The 20144-nt window shown below is 43.5% G+C and carries 17 protein-coding genes; 12 read left to right on the top strand and 5 right to left on the bottom strand.

Annotated features, from left to right (window positions below; genetic code table 11):
- The 5 genes from V7K40_RS01665 to V7K40_RS01645 form a co-directional block, all read left to right on the top strand.
- Window positions 1–223 (top strand): DUF4114 domain-containing protein (locus tag V7K40_RS01665; protein WP_334956115.1); only part of this gene is annotated, 223 nt, incomplete at its 5' end.
- An 813-nt stretch (window positions 224–1036) separates the two neighbouring features.
- Window positions 1037–4039: a peptidase domain-containing ABC transporter gene (locus V7K40_RS01660; protein ID WP_334956113.1), complete on the top strand. Its 3003-nt coding sequence runs from the start codon at window positions 1037–1039 to the stop codon at window positions 4037–4039.
- 198 nt (window positions 4040–4237) lie between these two features.
- Window positions 4238–5821 carry an HlyD family efflux transporter periplasmic adaptor subunit gene (locus tag V7K40_RS01655; RefSeq protein WP_334956111.1) on the top strand — a complete coding sequence of 528 codons (1584 nt, stop codon included), beginning with the start codon at window positions 4238–4240 and terminating at the stop codon, window positions 5819–5821.
- 131 nt (window positions 5822–5952) lie between these two features.
- Complete coding sequence (locus V7K40_RS01650; RefSeq protein WP_334956109.1) at window positions 5953–6129, top strand: hypothetical protein; 177 nt, start codon at window positions 5953–5955, stop codon at window positions 6127–6129.
- Window positions 6130–6743: 614 nt separating this feature from the next.
- On the top strand, window positions 6744–7481 hold the full coding sequence (locus V7K40_RS01645; RefSeq protein ID WP_334956107.1) for a PEP-CTERM sorting domain-containing protein: 738 nt from the start codon (window positions 6744–6746) through the stop codon (window positions 7479–7481).
- A 345-nt stretch (window positions 7482–7826) separates the two neighbouring features.
- On the opposite strand, the gene purQ is transcribed toward V7K40_RS01645, so the two are convergent.
- The gene (gene purQ, locus V7K40_RS01640; RefSeq protein ID WP_334956105.1) at window positions 7827–8501 is read right to left on the bottom strand and encodes a phosphoribosylformylglycinamidine synthase subunit PurQ; all 675 of its coding nucleotides are present in this window, start codon (window positions 8499–8501) and stop codon (window positions 7827–7829) included.
- A 165-nt stretch (window positions 8502–8666) separates the two neighbouring features.
- Window positions 8667–8945 (bottom strand): phosphoribosylformylglycinamidine synthase subunit PurS, encoded by a 279-nt coding sequence (gene purS, locus V7K40_RS01635; RefSeq protein ID WP_273767735.1) that lies wholly within the window; start codon window positions 8943–8945, stop codon window positions 8667–8669.
- A 144-nt stretch (window positions 8946–9089) separates the two neighbouring features.
- Between purS and V7K40_RS01630 the strand changes: the two genes are divergently transcribed.
- Window positions 9090–9494 carry a Fur family transcriptional regulator gene (locus tag V7K40_RS01630; RefSeq protein ID WP_298912765.1) on the top strand — a complete coding sequence of 135 codons (405 nt, stop codon included), beginning with the start codon at window positions 9090–9092 and terminating at the stop codon, window positions 9492–9494.
- Window positions 9495–10111: 617 nt separating this feature from the next.
- Here V7K40_RS01630 and V7K40_RS01625 read toward each other — a convergent pair.
- Both V7K40_RS01625 and V7K40_RS01620 read right to left on the bottom strand, forming a co-directional pair.
- Entirely contained in the window at window positions 10112–11116 is a 1005-nt protein-coding gene (locus tag V7K40_RS01625; protein ID WP_334956103.1) for an SPFH domain-containing protein, read from the bottom strand.
- A 159-nt stretch (window positions 11117–11275) separates the two neighbouring features.
- The gene (locus V7K40_RS01620) at window positions 11276–11710 is read right to left on the bottom strand and encodes an NfeD family protein (protein ID WP_334956101.1); all 435 of its coding nucleotides are present in this window, start codon (window positions 11708–11710) and stop codon (window positions 11276–11278) included.
- A gap of 233 nt (window positions 11711–11943) precedes the next feature.
- Here V7K40_RS01620 and V7K40_RS01615 point away from each other — a divergent pair, with 233 nt between their 5' ends.
- Window positions 11944–13935, top strand: coding sequence for a protein phosphatase 2C domain-containing protein (locus V7K40_RS01615; RefSeq protein ID WP_334956099.1), 1992 nt, complete (start codon window positions 11944–11946; stop codon window positions 13933–13935).
- Window positions 13936–14049: 114 nt separating this feature from the next.
- Complete coding sequence (locus tag V7K40_RS01610) at window positions 14050–15072, top strand: 2-oxoglutarate and iron-dependent oxygenase domain-containing protein (RefSeq protein ID WP_334956117.1); 1023 nt, start codon at window positions 14050–14052, stop codon at window positions 15070–15072.
- A gap of 170 nt (window positions 15073–15242) precedes the next feature.
- Here V7K40_RS01610 and V7K40_RS01605 read toward each other — a convergent pair whose 3' ends face one another.
- Window positions 15243–15446 (bottom strand): hypothetical protein, encoded by a 204-nt coding sequence (locus tag V7K40_RS01605; RefSeq protein WP_334956097.1) that lies wholly within the window; start codon window positions 15444–15446, stop codon window positions 15243–15245.
- Window positions 15447–15574: 128 nt separating this feature from the next.
- Between V7K40_RS01605 and V7K40_RS01600 the strand changes: the two genes are divergently transcribed.
- The 4 genes from V7K40_RS01600 (at window position 15575) to V7K40_RS01585 (ending at window position 19865) form a co-directional block, all read left to right on the top strand.
- Complete coding sequence (locus tag V7K40_RS01600) at window positions 15575–16462, top strand: DUF1932 domain-containing protein (RefSeq protein WP_334956095.1); 888 nt, start codon at window positions 15575–15577, stop codon at window positions 16460–16462.
- A 158-nt stretch (window positions 16463–16620) separates the two neighbouring features.
- Window positions 16621–17622, top strand: a complete 1002-nt coding sequence (locus tag V7K40_RS01595) for an AraC family transcriptional regulator (protein ID WP_334956093.1) — start codon at window positions 16621–16623, stop codon at window positions 17620–17622.
- A 131-nt stretch (window positions 17623–17753) separates the two neighbouring features.
- Window positions 17754–19154, top strand: a complete 1401-nt coding sequence (locus V7K40_RS01590) for a TonB-dependent receptor plug domain-containing protein (protein ID WP_334956091.1) — start codon at window positions 17754–17756, stop codon at window positions 19152–19154.
- A 39-nt stretch (window positions 19155–19193) separates the two neighbouring features.
- Window positions 19194–19865: an O-methyltransferase gene (locus V7K40_RS01585; RefSeq protein ID WP_334956089.1), complete on the top strand. Its 672-nt coding sequence runs from the start codon at window positions 19194–19196 to the stop codon at window positions 19863–19865.
- Window positions 19866–20144 lie beyond the last annotated feature (279 nt).

Below are 20144 nucleotides of genomic sequence, written 5' to 3'. Positions count from 1 at the left end.
GCTTTTTGGCCCAGGTCATAGCTATAGGGGGCAGGCATCAGATTTTTTTGCACTCGATATAATAGTCCTAACACAATCTTGTAGCGCTATAACATCAGATCAGGTAGATCACATTCGACTATTGGAAAATAATACCTTTGGTTTTGAGGATTTACCAAATGGTGGTGATAAAGATTACAACAATGTAATTGTGCAGGTAAATTTGAGTGTCAATGCTGTGTAATATTAAAATTGGGTAATTACTTAGCAAGTTTGAACATCCCCATCCCGCAAGGGGGATGGGGCTATATTTATCCATAACAAGGAAATAGATTTGATATTAATTAAACTAGTAAATTTACTGAAGGCAGTTATTAGCTTTCCTTCATAAATTTAATAGTTAATTCCTCTAGGGTGACAAAAATCTTCACCTTTACTTCTCCAGTTAATTTTTATGAAATTAAACTAGCAAAAAAGTAATGAAGGATTCTTTTACAATCGGGCATGGCGCTGTTTTCCAAGGAAAGCTCACTGTCTTTCGCCATCAGTGATACTATGAATCTCTATATTTAAGAATTTGTAAAAAATAATTTATAAATTTAAAGTTTTTTTATTACATAATTTTTAATTAGGGTATTTACTTAGGAAAGCATCTGTGATAGTTTCATGTTGATTATCATAAATTAAAATATGCAACACTAAGTTTAACAACCGTGTTTCTGTGTTTTGGTTTGATGAGGAGTATCCATGTTGCATACTTGCAATACTAAATATTAATTTTAAGATAGTATAAATTAGGTAGTGTGAAGTAAGTGAGAAGTTTTCCTCGATCTATTTAAACTTTTGTTTTGAATAACGGATAACAGTTGTAATGTGATCTGAATGCAGGTCTGCAATTAGACGAACCTACCCTCTGTGCTTCTACATATTTAAGCACACTGAATGCCACAGAAGTATTGCTGCTGGCATAAAACCAAAAACTGCCACTGTTTAGTAAAAAAGATAGTCCCTAATATTTTCGACTTTATTCCTCACTTTTACCTTCGACTTGTCTTATATGACTTATATTAAGAACGCTTTTCCCGAATTTATCACTAGCCTAGAAGGGTTTGACCAATTACCAGATGAGGCGATCGCTAATCTATCAGAACAGCTGCAAGCTTGGCGCTATCGCATCGGTCATAAAATCATTGGAAAAGAAAGTCTCCCGGAACGCATCACCATAATTTATGAGGGACAAGTGCGCCTGTTGGGATATGATCCCCACACGCAAATGCCAATCACCCTAAAATTACTCCAACCGGGGGAAATTATCGGCGAAATTGGTTTGTTGCGCGATATCGCCTGTGAGACAGCGATCGCCTCCACCGAAGTAGTATGTTTAACCTTGAGTGCAGCGGCATATTTTAGTTTTATCGCTTTATACCCAGCTTTTGCCGAAGCTCGCAAGAACCGCAGTTATTTGGCGGAAGTTTTCGATATTCTCAGTTCATATTGGAAACAGCAAGCGATTGCTACTTTAAATCTCAAAGAACTGGCAGAAAACGCCTTACCACATACGAAAATTCATTACCTCCCTTCAGGGAAAACTCCATTCAACCAACTGGATAGCGAAAGCGTCTGGTTTGTGAGTGGCGGTGGTACAGTAACGAATTTATCACCTGGCGATCGCCTAGAATCATATGATGACAGAGACAAGATCCAGGTCATAGGTCAAAACCCCGCCCGGTTGCTTGGTATACATCCGTCAGATTTGATGTTGGAAGATAGTCATCAAATAGTACTTGCGGTAAGTGACACCAAATCAAATAGCCAAGACGAATTAGATATTCCCTACGCGTCGGACGAAATAGTTCCACAGACAGCCCCCGATACCTCAAATAGTTCGTCAAAACTCAAATACCCGTTTTTTAGTGGTAAGGGTGAATTAAATACAGCCTTCGCCTGCTTCCAAATGATCGCGAAGCATTTAGAAATGCCGTTTCGTCGAGAAGTGGTTCGCCGCATCTTAACTGAGCAAGTCAAACGTCAGGGTAGTATATCGTTTCAAGTTACTGCTTATTTGGCTGAGTTAATCGGACTTAAGGCGCAGTTGATAGAGCTACCAATCGCTTCAGTAACGCGCATTCCTACACCGGCATTGATTCGCTATGATCATAGTTTTGCCGTTTTATATGCAGCGGATGCAAATACTATGGTTGTGGGTGTCCCATCCCAAGGAATTGTCCGCTACAAACCTGCTGAATTGGTTGAACAATTAGATGTTGATCCAACCAACTTTCCGCCCCAAGTTAGGGTATTACTGCTCAGTGCTACCAAAGAAACACCCCAAGAGCGCTTTAGTTTACGGTGGTTTCTGCCCTATTTGTCACGCTACCGTCGAGTCCTTATAGAGGTCTTTGTCGCTTCCTTTTTCGTGCAGTTGGCAGCGTTGGCAAATCCGCTGGTCGTCCAGTTAATTATCGACAAAGTTATCACTCAAAATAGTATTGGGACTCTACATATCTTAGGTGTTTTGCTATTGGTAGTCGGGCTATTTGAAGCAGTGCTGACTACCTTACGAACCTACTTATTTGTCGATACCACTAATCGGATCGATATGGGTTTAGGGTCGGAAATCATCGACCACTTACTACGTCTACCGCTGCGCTACTTTGAACGCCGACCGGTGGGTGAACTTTCCACTCGGATCAACGAATTAGAAAATATCCGTCAATTCTTGACTGGTACTGCCTTAACAGTAGGGTTAGATGCTCTGTTTTCAGTGGTCTATATCGGTGTAATGCTGATTTACAGTTGGCAACTTACCTTGGTAGGCTTAAGCACTATTCCAGTGTTTATCATTGTCATCTTAATCGCTTCTCCCAGCATTAGCAGACAGTTACGTGCCAAAGCCGAACGCAACGCCGAAACTCAATCTTATTTAGTAGAGGTGATGTCAGGCATTCAAACAGTAAAAGCGCAAAATATTGAATTGCGATCGCGCTTTTCCTGGCAACAGCGTTACGCTCGTTTTGTCGCTGCTGGTTTTAAAACGGTTGTGACTTCCACTCTTGCTAACTCTACCAGCAACTTTCTCAACAAACTCAGCAGCTTACTGGTGTTGTGGGTAGGTGCTTATCTAGTACTGCAACAAGAATTAACTTTAGGCGAATTAATTGCCTTTAGGATTATATCGGGTTATGTCACCAGCCCAATATTGCGCTTGGCTCAACTTTGGCAAAGCTTCCAAGAAACTGCCTTGTCTCTAGAGCGTTTAAGCGATATTGTCGATACACCACAAGAAGGAGAAACAGACCGCTACAATATACCCTTACCTGCAATTAAGGGAGCAGTGAAATACGAAAATGTTTCCTTCCGCTTTGGCACAAGTGGCCCTCTGCAACTTTCTAATGTCAACCTCGAATTTATGCCAGGTAAATTTGTCGGCATTGTCGGACAAAGTGGCTCTGGTAAAAGTACGATGATGAAATTACTGCTTAGACTTTACGAAACCGAGTCCGGCAGAATTTTGATTGATGGTTATGATATTGCCAAAGTAGAACTTTATTCACTGCGACGACAAATTGGCGTAGTTCCCCAAGAAACGTTATTGTTTGACGGCAGCGTTCAAGAAAATATTGCTCTGACCAATCCCGATGCGACAACCGAAGAAATTATCGAAGCGGCTCAAGTTGCGTGCGCCCACGAGTTTGTAATGAGCTTGCCCAACGGTTACAATACGCGGGTGGGAGAACGGGGTTCTGCACTTTCAGGTGGACAACGACAAAGAATTGCGATCGCCCGCTCTGTTTTACAACGACCAAAATTATTAGTTTTAGATGAAGCAACTAGCGCATTAGATTATCCCACAGAACGGCAAATATGTCTCAATTTAGCCAAAGCATTTAAGGGTGAAACAGTATTTTTTATTACCCACCGACTGAATACCGTGAGTAATGCAGATATGATCGTTGTGATGGATAATAGCAGGGTTATAGAACAAGGCAGCCATCACGAATTAATGGCTACTAAAGGTCATTATTATTACCTATATCAGCAACAAGATGTGAACTTGTAATTAGTCATGGCTGGGGGCATGGCATCAAAGGATTTTCAGTTTGACCAACATTTCATAGATGTAACAATCAGCGTAGATTAGGCACTGTCACAAATATCAAAATCTAGGTTTTCGGTATCGATAAATAGTGCCCACCCTACAAAAAATCCAACATTGTTCGACTGAACGCTCACGACAAGTCCAAAATCTAAAATCGTTATGACTCAACTTAATGGGAATCACCTCAACGGCAATCACAAAAACGGTAATCACAAAAACGGAGTCAAGCAAGATTCACGCGTACTTACAAAACAACAGAAAGCTGCTCAAGAGCCATTAATTAACTCAAACACTCAAGAATTTGAGCAATCAGTTGTCTTGCGCCAATCTCCAATTTGGTCGCGGACAATCATGGTCACACTAATGGGACTAGCCTGTTTTGCAATTGCTTGGGCTTATTTTGCAAAAATTGAGCAAGTAGTGCCAGCAACAGGGCAATTAAAACCGCAAGGAACAGTCAAAGATGTTCAGGCTCCTGTTAGTGGAGTGGTGAAAACGGTTTATGTTAAAGATGGACAAGAGGTAAAGGCAGGAGATCCACTGCTGACTTTTGATTCCATTGCTTCCGTTGCTGAATTAAATTCTTTTTATAAAATTCGCCTTGCATTAATTAAAGAAAACCAGATTTATCGCCGATTGTTGGGTGCAAGTACCGCCGCTGGGTCTGAACTGTTATATTTGCGCGGTAATTTGCCACAAGAAACTGCTTTTTTGCTGAAAAGTCGGGCAGCTTTAGTAGGAGAAAATGAATTATTACGGACTCAATTAAAAAATTCCGGTCAAGATTATGCGCTGGGGATTGATGAACAGCAACGTCTACAAGTTGCCAAAAGAGAATTAGATTCTCGGTCTGCTGCCGCGGAATTAGAAGTAGAAAAAACCAAAAAACAACTTAGTCAAAATAAATTTAAGTTGGAAGATAGTAAAGCAAGTTTAGCTATTCAACAGCACGTTTTAGATAAGCTGAAGATATTAGCAGAAGAAGGTGGCATTTCTCAACTTCAGTATCTCAACCAGCAACAAGAAGTACAAAACCGCACGGCAGAAGTAGCACAACTAGGTGAGGAACAGAAACGCCTCCAGTTTGATATAGAAAAAGGACGACAAGAGTTAAGCAATACGGTGGCTGTTTCTGATAAAAACATTTTGGATAAGATAGCTGAGAACAAACAGCGCATTGCCGAAATTGATAGCCAATTCATGAAAGTTGTGCTGGATAATGAGCAGCATTTGGCAGATGTCAATAGTAAAATCTCTCAAGCACAGTTAAATGTTAAATATGAAGAACTCCGTGCGCCTGTAGCCGGAACAGTTTTCGATTTACAAGCAAAAAACCCTGGATTTGTAGCGACCCCGACTACAAAACTGTTGCAAATTGTCCCAAATGAAAACTATATAGCTGAAGTTTTCATCACTAACAAAGATATTGGTTTTGTGCGAAAAGGCATGAAGGCAGATGTTAGAATTGACTCCTTTCCTTACAGCGAGTTTGGCGATATCAAAGGGGAAGTGATTGGGATAGGGTCAGACGCATTACCGCCAGACCAAACACATCAGTTTTATAGATTTCCGGCAAAGCTCTCATTGGATAAACAATCCTTAGTAATTAAGGGTAAAAACGTCACCTTGCAATCAGGTATGTCCATCAGTGCCAATATAAAAGTCCGCGAAGAACGGACTGTGCTTAGTTTATTCACTGAGTTGTTTACCAAGCAAATTGATACTCTTAAAGAGGTACGTTAATTTGTTAATTTGTAAAAGTGATGTCTACAATGGGCTGTAACGCTCTCTACAAGACGCTGCGCGTAGCTTGCTTCCCCGTAGGGGTATAAATACTCGCTCTAAGCGTTCGCGTAGCGTCTGGTAGAGAAGCTATGCCGTTAGCGTTCGCGCAGCGTGTCACAGACAAGCCTCTCGAACGCAAGAGCGTCTCCCCTTGGGAGAAGAGAAGGCTTTACGCTTCTCTACTAGACGCGCAAGGGACGCTATCGGTGACGCAAATTCATCGCTGCTTACAGCTAAGACTTGATGTAGATACCAAGTTGCGATAGATAGTATTATTTAGAGGAAGTAAAATCAGTGTGCAGTAATGCCTCGTACTCGGCTCGATATCATTGCTCTCAACTGAAGTTTTTTGTCCAATAAATGCGTTGGTTATCGCCTCATAAGCACGTAGAAGTATAGGCACAGGACGAGGCTCGTTTAGGACTTAAGCCAGTCGTGCGTCGAACCTGGGCGTTCATCGTTTCATATTGGCAGATGAGAATTGGTGGTTCTTTTCTCAGATTCTGCTAATAAGGGGCCTGTGTTCAAGCATACCACTTATTTTTTCTTTGACAGTCTCCTATTTAGTCTAAACTCTAGCATTAATCAGCACTTAAAATATATTTATTATTTTTCCACTTCCGGGAGGATAATAATATTTTTATTACTTATGATGTTTGTAATTTAAAATCTATTTTTACGAATTGTAAAATTTTTATTTTATCTTAGCGTTTTAAGTATTAATACCTAACTTGATATCGAACTGCAGCTTTGCCGCACTGAGTCCGATTCCGCCAGTTGCGTAAGTCCTGTATATTTGTGATTCAGATAAATGTATCAAGCTCAAAAGATTGTTTTTGAGGATACATAAAAACACGTAGGGAGATACATGGGAAATCAAATGAATCTAATTAATAAGCTAGCAGTGGATATAGAGTATTTGCAGCTTCCACCAGTGCAGAAGTTTTCAACTGTTTTAAAAAATCTTTCTTTGGCTGTCCCAGTAGCAGCAGCTTTCTGGATAGGAACAGATTTAGCAACCCCCACTTCTGCTGCAACTTTCAATGGTACTATATCAGGCGAGGTCACCTCAGTAGTCGGCTCTGTGCAGGGCGTTACGGTGGGAAGCACTGTTAGCGGCAATTATAGCTATGACGACATAATAACAATAAGCAATAATCTGTACCCAGGTCTTTTTGGTCATCCAATACAATCCTTTAAACTATCTATAGGAAACAATCCCGTAGCGTTTAATTTCTCTGACATTTCTGGCGCTCTGCTATCATCGCAGGCTACTGTTTTATTCGGTAATGTCGGGACACAACCACCCAATTATCTTTTAGACTTTTCTTTGTCTGGTAATGCTGTTGGTTCTTTTCTTGGTGTTCCAGCAAGTACTGATACTGCTACTGGTCTTAACTTTTTTGCTCCGCAAGACTCCAGCATACAAGCTATAGCGCAAAATAATCCCTACATTGAGGTTGATTTTACCCTTACTGCGGTTAATTCTGACACCGTGACTGTTCATGACACCGTGGCTATTCCTGAACCTAGCAGTGTTGCGGGGTTATCTGTCTTTGGTCTTTTTTGGTTGCTAAGAAAAAAGGTAGTAACCTCTCGACGTATTAGACATCTCTAAAATATTAACATTCTGTGGTAAAAGAACATCAGAGAGTTTATTGATACATAAATATGAGCGACATACTGAACGAGATTAAAAAGAACAAGAAAGAAACACAGCGTTTAATTGATCTAGAGTATGAACAGTTACAACAGTTAATACAAAATCAACTCTGCATAATCCAAATGAGGAAAGATATTCATCCGAGTACGAGGCATCGCTGTACACCGATTTTACTTCCTCTAAATAATACTATCTATTACAACTTGGCATGATGGAGCGATCGCCGTCTGGAGAAGAATCTTCATCTATCTTTCAGACAGCGATCGCTCTGTGGGCCAACATACTCGCCCGATATTTGCTCTACGCTAATGCTGTTATTTTCTCCAGTAAGCCCTGAAATAACCTTAAGCCATCGCTACCCCCTAGCATCGTGTCTGACGCCCTTTCAGGGTGCGGCATTATTCCTAACACATTGCCCTGACGATCACAAATCCCGGCAATGTTGTTCAGTGAACCGTTAGGGTTCTCCCCTTCATAGCGAAACACAACTTGCCCGTTATCTTCAATTTCTGCAAGAGTGGCTTTATCAGCGTAGAATCGCCCCTCTCCGTGGGCAATGGGCAAAGTGATAACTTCACTATTGGTATAAGCTTGTGTCCATAAGAGATCAGTCCGCTCAACTTTCAAGGGAACGCGATCGCAGATAAAATGCAAATCCCGATTTCTAGTCAACACCCCTGGCAAAAGTCCAGCTTCAGTTAATACCTGAAAACCATTGCAAATACCGAGGACAAACTTACCTTTTCGGGCGTGTTCCACAACCTGCTGCATCACAGGTGAAAACCGTGCGATCGCACCGCAGCGTAAATAATCCCCGTAACTAAAGCCACCAGGGATGATCACGACATCTAAATCAGCAATGTCCGTTTCTTGATGCCAAACCATGCGAGTCGGTTGTAAGAGCAAATCTCTGGTTACATAAGCAACATCGCGATCGCAATTAGAACCTGGAAAAACAACAACACCAAATTTCATGATTAGTCAAGAGAGTGGGGAGTGGGGAGCAGGGAGGCAGGGGGAGCAAGAGAGCAGGGAGCAGAGAGTGGGGGAAAGAGGGAAAGAGGTAATTTTAATTCTCCCCCTTGCCCCCAGCAAGAACTGCCCCTCTGCCTCTTGTGCCCAATGCCCCATGCCCAATCCCTAAAATACCCCAGTCTGTGTTTCGACCTCAATCAAATCAAAGCGGTAATTTTCAATTACGGGATTTGCTAGCATTTGGTCACAAATGCGATCAAGGTCTTGACGGGCTTTCTTTTCATCAGTCGAGGTGATGGTGAGTTCAATGTACTTACCAATCCGCACCTGGTCAACGTTCTCGTATCCCAGTTGCTTAAGACCGGATTGTACAGCCACACCAGCGGGGTCTAATACTGAAGGACGAAGCGTCACGAAAATTTTGGCTAAATACTTGGTTTGCACGGGCTTTTGCTGAATGCTGCGATCGCTATACTATAACTTTCTGTTCCAACTGAGTGAAAATAAGATTACGAAGCGGTTAAAGTTAATTGATCAATTAGCCCATCTAACAGCTTCAACTACAGTGGCATATTTAAATAATTGTCTATGAGAGCCATACGCACCCGCAGTCAAGAGCGTATTTTCAACCTACTGAAAACCGTCAAAAAAGGCATTTCCGCCCAAGATATTTACGTAGAACTACGTAACACAAATCAGAGTATGGGTTTAGCAACAGTTTACCGCTCCCTAGAAGCCTTAAAACTCGAAGGCATGGTACAAGTGCGGAATTTAGCTAACGGTGAAGCCCTCTATAGCCTAGCGCAGCAAGACAAACACCACCTTACTTGCTTGCAATGCGGTGTCTCAATCCCGATTAATCAATGCCCCGTTCATGACCTAGAAGACCAGTTAGAATCCAGCCATAAGTTTAAAGTTTTTTACCACACCCTAGAGTTTTTTGGATTGTGCAGTCAATGCCAGGTAAATCAATCTACTGCAATTGGTCAATAGTTATACCAATTATATGTGATGTTGCACTTAATTTTACCACAGACTAAAGTCCCGGCGTCCTCGCGCTGGACGGTGGTGCGCCAAGGGGTTTCCAGTCGGGACGGCTGCGCCTTTGGCTTAACGGCAAGCCTCAGCATGTAGACGACGGGGAGACGGGATTGATGCCGGACACAGCCGCCAACGTCGCGGGATTATACGCAGTCCTTCGCGATGACATCCCTCTGGGAACCTCGACCGCTCCCGACTTTACTCATGCGGTTAGCGTGGCGCGGCTGGTTGACGACGTGCTGTTGTCGGCACGGACAGGAACTCGGAGGTCGGCAGCGGACTGGCCATTGCAGTAGTGAGGACTCCACAATTACCAGAAGTGCCTTAGCGCGAGCTTACCGTAAGGTATCGCCTAAAATTTATCCCGATCTTTTTAAGATACAAGGTTGGGTTGAGGAACGAAACCCAACCTTGTATCTTAAAAATAGTAGTAGACCGTCCCAACCTTAGTCATAATAGACCGCTTTGTAGCACGAGTTACTACATTGTCGATTTGGTTGCCAGCCAAATTTATTCCACAATCACATAGACTCCACTATTTTCTATTTGGTGAGAGTAATAGAAGAGGGTTAACTAGGGCGGTTGTTCACTCCTGGGATTTGCTGAGTAAACAATGGGTTAGAGTTAACCTGACCATCTGAGATAACCGATCGCATACCCTCAAAAGCAGCAGGAATAGTACGCGGATCTATAAACAAAACCTTGCTGCTATCGCTTCTACCAATTGTCGCGCCCATATCAAGATAACCCAAGGCAAACAGAACTTCCACCGCTTTATTGGCATTGGGGTTAGTGTGGAGCTTTTGGGCAATAATTTCTGATGACTCTGCGATCGCCTGGGCTTTTAAAACCTGTTGCTGACGTTCCGCTTGAGCTTTCAGAACGATCGCCTTTTGTTCAGCTTCAGCCTGCAAAATTACTGATTTTTGACGAGCTTCGGCATCTAAGATTTGTGCCTCAGCTTTACCTCTGGCGCTATTGATGGCAGCTTCGCGATCGCCCTCAGAAGTTAAAATTGCTGCCCGTTTGCGTCGTTCTGCCGACATTTGCAATTCCATTGATTCTCGCACTGCCTGAGACGGAATAATATCTCGCAGTTCTACCCGTGTCACTTTCACACCCCAAGGATCGGTAGCAACGTCCAAATCCCGTAACAAAAGTTCACTGATGTGGGAACGAGCAGTAAAGGTTTGATCCAACTCCAGTTGTCCCATTTCGGCGCGAATTTGAGTCAGCACCATGTTTACCATTGCCGACTGCAGATTTTCTACCTTATACCAGGCTTTTTCCATATCCACGATGCGCCAGTAAAACACTGCATCCACCTCAATACCAACGTTGTCACGGGTGATGCACTGTTGGGGAGGAATATCTAAAACTTTTTCGCGGATAGTTCCTTGGTAAACAACTCTATCTACAAAAGGAATGACAAAGTTTAGTCCTGGTTCCAGTTTTTTGTTATAACTACCCAATCTTTCCACCAAAGCTTCATTGCCCTGATTGACGACTTTCACAGACCCTGCTACGGCAGAACCACCAAGGGCTAAAAAGACTAACAAAAAAAACTGTTCCATTGTGAATCTCCTAATTTTTAAGTATTAAATGTCAAAGAGAAGGGAGTGGGAGATGGGGAGATAAGGGGAATACCAATGTCTAATTACGCCACTTGCTTCAACCGGGGGAACCCCGGCAACGCAGTGGCTCCCCAATCCCCAATCCCTAATGCCCAATAACTAAGAATTCAACAAATTTTCTGGTATCACAATCAAAGTAGTACCTTCTCTCCTGACCACATAAACTCTTTGATGGGGTGGTACGGTGAATTTGTCATCATCACATCGTGCTTGCCAAGAATTTCCCTCATACAGCACCCGCCCTGTTTTCCCAGGCGGAATTTCTGTTAAGGTTTCAGCTATAACTGCATCCCGAATTTTAGATTTGCGTTGTCGCGGTTGCAAAAACCGACGGGAAAGCAAAACTAGTGTGGTGGAAAGCAACAGCCAAACTACAACTTGCAACCATACACTTCCCAAACCCACTCCAGACAGTAGCGCCACCACAAAAGCGCTAATTCCCATCATGAAGGCGACAAACGCCGATGGTAAGAACAATTCCATTAAACACAGAACTGCTCCTGCCAGAAGCCAGATTAAGGTAAAACTTGGCATAGCGCCATCCTAAACTTTACATTGACGTAAATGCATTTATACGATTAGATACACCCAGACGTAAGTTATTTACAGAAAGCAAAACTTGGTCTTTTTACCAATAATTTTGATTAATTTCAGTAACAAGGTGTAGCTAGCAGTACACGAATCCAGTCTATTCTAGCCTTCAAGTCATTGCCAGCTAAATGTAATCGAAATTCATGAGTTGATTGGTTTTTTAAATTTATACCTTTATGATTTCTACTCAACTGATAATTTATTGTATAAATCTAGCCTGTAATAGCCCGATTAATCCTATGGGGGATAGTGTTTGTGCCAGTTGCCAAACTCCCTTGGTTCACCGCTATCTTTGGGCTACTGGCTCATTGTCTGCTCAAATTCCACCAGGCACAAAGGTAGCAGATAGATACGAGGTAATTAGTCCTCAGATTTGGCTGGATACTCAACCGGGACTTTCGCCAGATGCACCTGAAGAATTGCCAAAGGAAGTAATTCCTTATCTACGATTATATCAAGAACGGTTACACCTACCTCAGGCTTATGGGTTTGCTAGTTACCTTGAGCGAGATCCAAGTGATATCCTCTTATTGGAAAATGTGCCAATAAATGAGATCGGAAATATCTATCCAACTATTGTTGAGGCATGGGAGCAAGCAACGGCAGTACGACAAGTTTATTGGCTGTGGCAAATTCTCCAACTTTGGACACCTTTATCAGAATTGGGACTTAGCGGCAGTTTACTGGTAGTAGACAACTTGAGAATCCAAGGTTGGTGTGTGCGGCTGTTGGAACTCTACCAAGCACCACCAGATGAGAAGCTGAGTCTACAGAATCTGGGGCAGTGTTGGCAGTTTTGGGTAGCGTCTGCAAAGGCATCAGTAGCCAAAGGGTTACAGAACATAGTCCAGCAGATGTGTGAAACTGAGGTTGAGTTAGAGGCTATTAATATTCAACTCAATAATTTACTACTAGCATCGGCGGCAGAATTGCCATTAGTCCTGAAGGTGGCAGGCTCTACAGATATTGGTCCATTGATGGTGCAAAATGAAGACGCTTGCTACCCCAATACTTTGAGTGACTTAGATGAACCTTTATTGCCCCAGTTGTCGATTGTTTGCGATGGCATTGGCGGACACGAGGGCGGCGAGGTTGCCAGTAAGTTGGCAGTGCAGTCTGTAAAGTTGCAAATTCGCGCTTTACTAACTGAGGTAACAGAACAAACCGTACTTGTACCACCAGAGTTGTTACACGAACAACTAGAAGCAAGCTTACGGGTGATAAATAATGTGATTTGTGCCCGCAATAACGAACAAAAACGCCAAGGCAGAGAGCGCATGGCTACAACCATAGTAATGGCGTTGCAAGTTCCACAACGAGTGCAGACGAGTACTGGGTGGCAATCAAATAATACCCATGAACTTTACTTAGCTAATGTTGGCGATAGCCGTGCTTATTGGATTACTCGCAATTATTGTCAGCTACTCACAGTAGATGATGATGTCACAACGCGGGAAGTCCGCTTTGCTAAAAGCTTGTATCGAAAGGCACTCCTTAGACCAGATGCTAGTGCCCTAACTCAAGCATTGGGAACAAGAGATGCAGAATCTTTGCGTCTCAAGGTTCAGCGATTCATTGTGGAAGAAGATGGCATCTTGCTACTGTGTTCTGATGGTTTAAGTGATAATAACTGCGTGGAACAATCTTGGCAGGATTATGCAAAACCCGTGTTAACTGGTCAACTGACAGTTGAAGATGCTGTTCGCAACTGGATTAACCTGGCAAACGAAAAAAATGGGCGTGATAATACGTCGGTTGTTCTCACTTATTGCCGTGTCTCCCCAGAATACTTAGTACCTGTGACTCCGGCGTTGCCAGAAGAGATTATCGAAGCAGAAATACAAGAAGAACTACAGGAACAAGAAGAACTAGAAGAACCAATTTCCTTCACAGAAAGTTCGCGATCGCTGCTAGATTTGGATCTAGATTTGGATCTAGACTTGGATATTCCAGAAGAACCAGTTATAACACCAGAAATTCCACCAACCTTAATTACAAAACCTAATCGGGGTAAACGCTTAGTAATGCTGGGGGGGGTATTGGCGTTGCTTGTGGGGGGTACAAGTCTGGGATTATTTGCTTGGTGGCAATTTAATCCTCAAGGATTCCAGCAAATGTGTCGGCAACTTCCCCAAAGAGGGCAGCAACTTTGTCCGCCTGGGAAGTAGCGAATAGGACTCCAACTCAACACTCAGCACTCCACTTCACTATTCACCGTTGAAGATTACTGATGTGAAAAAACAAATAGTCTGGAGCCAAGAATATATATTGCCAACGTGAACATAAAAAACTTGCAAGTTATGGATAAAGGGTTTTCATCCGTCCCGATTATTGATATCAGCGCCTTGATTTCTGGAAAAGGCGATCGCTATTCCATCGGATCTCAAATCAAACAAGCGTGTCGAGAATCGGGGTTTTTCTATATTATCGGACATGGTGTAGACGAAAGTTTGCAGCAGCGACTTGAAAAACTCAGCCGCCAGTTTTTCGCCCAGGATTTGGAAACTAAACTTAAAATCCGCATGGCTTTGGCAGGTATTGCATGGCGAGGTTATTTCCCCGTTGGTGGCGAACTGACATCCGGTAAACCCGACTTGAAAGAAGGTATTTATTTTGGCGCTCAATTACCAGAAGAACACCCACTAGTACAAGCTGGTACTCCTATGCATGGTTCCAACCTCTTCCCCGCCAACATCCCCCAATTTGGCGAAACAGTGCTTGAATATATGGAGGCGATGACAAACTTGGGACACACTCTGATGATGGGTATAGCCCTGAGTTTGGGATTGGAAGAATCCTACTTTGCTGACCGTTACACCTCAGATCCCCTAGTGCTGTTTCGCATCTTCAACTATCCTCCTCATTTATCACCCTCAGATGGTGAACGGATATGGGGCGTTGGCGAACATACTGATTATGGCGTTCTGACCATTCTTAAGCAGGACGACTCAGGTGGATTAGAGGTTAAATCCAAGTCAAGTTGGGTTGCTGCGCCTCCCGTTCCTGGTTCCTTTGTCTGCAACATCGGCGATATGCTAGAGAAGATGACAGGAGGTTTGTATCGTTCTACACCTCATCGTGTGCAAAATCAGTCCCAAAATCATCGCCTTTCGTTCCCCTTCTTTTTCGATCCCAATTTCGATGTGGAAGTCAAGCCGATTCAATTAGATAAAATAGTAGCGAATAATGATCCAAGCGATCGCTGGGATAAAGCTAACGTTCATGATTTTCGCGGAACTTATGGTGATTATGTGTTAAGTAAGGTGTCTAAGGTTTTTCCAGAGTTGCGGCGATCGGTATTATAGGGTTTCAACCTTTTCTTCTTTAACTCTTGAATTCGGACAGTCGTTGATTGAATTCGCGCAGTCGTTAATTGAATTCGGACGGTCGTTTACTGAATTCGCACAGTCGTTAATTGAATTCGGACGGTCGTTTACTGAATTCGCACAGTCGTTTACTGAATTCGCATAGTCGTTTACTGAATTCGCACAGTCGTTGATTGAATTCGGACAACCACCAAGAATTTATCGGCTACTTTGAAAAACGTAGCCAACTCCCGCGCTACTGCGACTGGTTGCTCCTCCGGTAGAAAGTGTCCGCAATGAGCGACCATACCACCGTGTACATCATCGGCTATGAAGACTGTTTTACTCCAGACTCCTGCTGTAGCTCTCAGCAAATAGCTTGCTTGTTAAGCTTATCCGTGGTTTGATTTAAATACGGCATATATATCAATTTATCGTAGTTTATTGACGACTCAATTACCTGAATTAACTTGTCAGCCACAAAGTAAATATAAAACTTTCCATGCCTATCCAAACTATTGGTATTTTAAGTCCAGGTGATATGGGACAGGCGATCGCAGCTGTTCTCAATCAACATGGATTGAAAACTATTGCTGCTCTAGACAATCGCAGTCAACGAACTCGGCAATTAGCAACCGCAGCTAACATCCAAGATGTGGGTTCCCTAACGCAACTGGTAATTGAATCTGATGTAATTTTGTCAGTTCTAGTCCCAGCAGCAGCTACTGAAGCAGCAAAGCAAGTCGCTGAGGAGATCAGCAATGTTGGTAAACAAATTCTCTACGTTGACTGTAATGCGATCGCACCCCAAAAAGTCATAAATATCGCCAAACTCATCGAATCAGTTGGCGGAACATTCGTAGATGCATCAATTATTGGCCCACCACCGCGAGTTCCCAATCGTACCCGCATATATACTTCAGGAAAACAAGCAAGTCAACTCCAACAACTGCAAGATCATGGCTTGGATGTGCGGGTGATTGGTGATGAAATTGGTCAGGCTTCCGGGTTAAAAATGTCCTATGCAGCCCTGACAAAAGGACTTACAGCAATTAGCACAGAATTACTGATTGCAGCCCATCGTTTAGGCTTGGATAAGGAACTATGGGATGAAGTGTCTAGTAGCCAAAAGGAACTTGCTAGCATATTAACCCGTTCGATTCCATCGATGACACCGAAAGCGCATCGTTGGGTAGGAGAAATGGAAGAGATTGCAGAAACATTTAAAGAGTTAGGTCTAACTGAGCGGATTTTTTACGGAGCCGCCGATGTTTACCGTTTGGTGAAAGAAACCTCTTTGGGTAAGGAAACACCAGAAGAATGCGATCGCGATCGTTCATTGAATGAAATTATTACAATCCTCTCCAATGAGGCAATTTCTGACACATAAGGGATACAGATGTCAGTGCTGTTCACTCTTCTTGCGTAGAATAGGCTCAAAATTCTTGGGTCAAGCCTGCTATGTAATGCTAACAAGAATTATTAATCCTCAAGCAAATTCTGCGAAAATTTCTTAAGAAGAGTTGTTTTTGCTTTGACCAGATCAATATGACACTGTTCCTTTCCGAGCCAGAATCTTTGGTACAATCCTCTCCAAATCATTTGTACTTGGATAGCTTACCTAATTTTGGGAAATTAGATAGCCCTCTTGATGATCCGCACAAGCGTAGCCAGGGAAAGCGACAGATAATCTTGCTTTGCTCTGGAATTTATCTTGTGATTGATCAATACACCCTGCAAGAAAACTTAGTCGTAGAAACTGCTCCTGGAAAACTTGGATTTGATTTGGAGTTCAGTTTTATGATTTTGGGTGATAATCACACTGAGCAGACACTTGCAGGACAAAATTTTCTGTGTCTTGGATTTGAACCCGGAATCCGTGGGTTAGTTGACTGGCAAGCAGGACAACGAATTCTGAAATTTGATATTCATATTAAAGTTGAGGCATTTGTGAATGCGATCGCCCATTGTTTAGAGCTAGTCGAGCCGAAGCTGAGGCAGTTTCTTGAACATTCAGATAATATAGATTGTTTCCAAATGGGTGTTAACACACCTGCAATCTGTACAATCATTTACCAAATCCTAAATTGTCCCTATGAAGGGCTAACACGGGAGTTGTATCTAGAAGGTAAGGTGCTGGAACTGATGGCGCTACGTTTGGATCAGTACATCCAGAACGAACCACAGCCAACGCAAAGATCATCATCAAAATCACAAGAGCGCGATCGCCTGCACTACGCCAAGGAAATCCTCATCCACAACTTAGAACATCCGCCATCTCTATTAGAACTTTCTCAACAAGTGGGACTCAATACTCGCAAGCTCAAAGAGGGTTTTCGACGAGAGTTTGAGACAACGGTGTTCGGCTATTTGCATAGTCATCGGATGGAGCAAGCCAGGAAATTTATGGAAGAAGGGCAAATGACTGTAGCAGAAGTTGCCTACGCGGTGGGCTATGCGAATCGCAGCCATTTTGCAGCAGCGTTTCGCAAACGGTTTGGCATAAATCCGAGTGAGTTTTTCAAGGAAACACAAAAACAGGAGATTTGAATTGTCCCGCTTAGAGTCATGGCGGTTCCGCTAAGAGCCACTTCAATTGTCTAAATCCTCTATTCTCAGTAATCAGGATTTTTCTTGATAATTGTTTGTGGGAATTGTGAAACCGTGTGTGAGGTGAAAGCTTGAATACGAAGCAACTGTGGCAACTGCTAGCGATCGCAATAGCAGGATGGATTGGATTGGCAATTCCAGCATATGGGAAAGAATTACCCCAACCAGTAAAACGACTACGGGAAAGCGATCGCCAACTCACCAGGTCTATCATGCTAGTGCAATCGCCAGCGCCCTCAACAGAAGTTGTGCAAGTTACGGGAGTCAAAGCCAATCCCACCGAAAAGGGTGTAGAGGTGCTTTTACAAACATCCAAAGCTCAACAGTTGCAAATCACAAATCGCAGTGTTGATAATAGCTTTATTACTGACATTCCTAACGCCCAACTGCGTTTACCTAACGGTAAGGCGTTCACATTCCGCTCTGAAAAACCGCTTGCGGGAATTGCTGAGATAACAGTTACTAACTTGGATACAAATACTATCCGGGTGACAGTGACGGGTGAGGCTCTTGTACCAACAGTCGAGTTGTTTGACAGTCCAGACGAGGGTTTGATTTTTAGTGTTGCGCCTGTTGCGACTTCTGTGCAGTCACAAACGCAACCAACACCGCAACAACCACCTCAAACTAACACCAAACCAAGTCAACCATCAGTTGAAAGCGATGAACCAATTGAACTGGTGGTGACAGGTGAGCAAGACACAGGATATAGCGTACCGGATGCATCAACAGCAACTAAAACTGATACCCCATTACGTGACATTCCCCAATCGATTCAGGTGATTCCCCGCCGAGTGATTGAGGATCAAAAAATCACTCGCCTTTCTGACGCTCTCCGCAACGTACCGGGTGTAGTGACTAGCGGTAATCGTCGGAGTTTAGCACCTGATTACGTCATTCGAGGATTTACGACAGAAAACACCCTGAGAAATGGGTTTACTTTTCCTGGTTCATCCACAACTCCAGCAAACGCATCAGCGGTGTCCAATAATATTGAGCGAGTTGAGGTCTTGAAAGGCCCTGCTTCAGTGCTATATGGCAACCTTGAACCGGGAGGAGTAGTGAACTATGTGACAAAACAACCGCTAGAAACACCTTACTACGCGGGCGAATTTATTGTTGGCAGCGACAGCTTCTACAACCCCACACTCGATTTTTCTGGGCCGCTGACAACGGATAAACGCCTGTTATATCGCCTCAATATTGGCTATGAAAATTCTGGTAGCTTTGTTGATTTTGTGAATCGGGAAAACTTTTCAATCGCGCCAACCCTAAGCTACAAGATTGGGGACTCTACCACATTGAATTTTGGCTATGAGTATATCAGGCAGGATGGAACGCCTTATAATGGTTTTCCACCAAACCCGCTAGTTTTTCAATTACCACGTAACCGTTTTTTGGGAGAACCAGGCGATCGCCCATTGGATGAAATCATTACAATCCTCTCCAATGAAGCAATGTCCGACACCTAATCTTGAGTATTTTATAGATGGGGTAAAAAGCGAGAATTTATGACTCAAGAGCAATGGACTGCGGTTGACCGTTACTTTACTGATTTACTTGTGCCACCAGACCCGGCGCTGGATACGGCGCTCCAGACCAGCGCCGCGGCCGGACTGCCGCCGCACAACGTTTCGCCAAACCAAGGCAAGCTGCTGCTGCTGTTGGCGCAGATCCAAGGGGCGCAAACCATCCTGGAGATTGGCACGCTGGGCGGTTACAGTACTATCTGGCTGGCGCAGGCGCTACCCAGCAACGGTCGTCTGATCACCCTAGAGGCTAACCCAAAGCACGCCGAAGTCGCCCGTGTCAATATCGCCCGCGCTGGTCTGGCCGATATCGTTGACCTGCGCCTCGGACAGGCACTCTCTACGCTGCCACAGATTGCCGCTGAGGGTCACAGCCCATTTGACCTGATCTTCATTGATGCCGACAAGCCAAACAATCCAGATTACTTCGCGTGGGCGCTGAAGCTTTCCCGTCGCGGCAGCCTGATCATTGCCGATAATGTCGTGCGTAACGGAACGGTAGTTGATCAAAGCAGCAGTGATCCTAGCGTCCAGGGGGTGCGTCGCTTCAACGAACTGCTTGCTTCTGAGCCGCGTGTCAACGCCACGGCAATCCAGACCGTGGGCAGCAAAGGATACGACGGCTTTGCGATCGCGATCGTCACCCCTGACTAATAAGACATTGAGCCAATATCTGTGAATTTATTGCTGAATTTTTGGAATCACTCTAAAATTACCTAAATTGCCTAATGCGTAGGCGTAGTCCGCCGTAGGCATCGCCGTCTCTTTCCTAACATCAGAATAATCATCTGCTAAGGTTGTAAACCAAAAATAGCAAGAGATGGTTATTTGCTCAGTCTTAGCGCGACTTAAACAAAAATTAAGCCCAAATAAAGCCCAAACTAGCTTTGTAAGCAGCAAACACGTCACGGTTGAGAGTCAACCAATCAAAAA

Source organism: Nostoc sp., assembly GCF_036917195.1.
Taxonomy (GTDB): Bacteria; Cyanobacteriota; Cyanobacteriia; order Cyanobacteriales; family Nostocaceae; genus Nostoc.
This window is presented reverse-complemented; position numbering and strand designations above follow the sequence as displayed.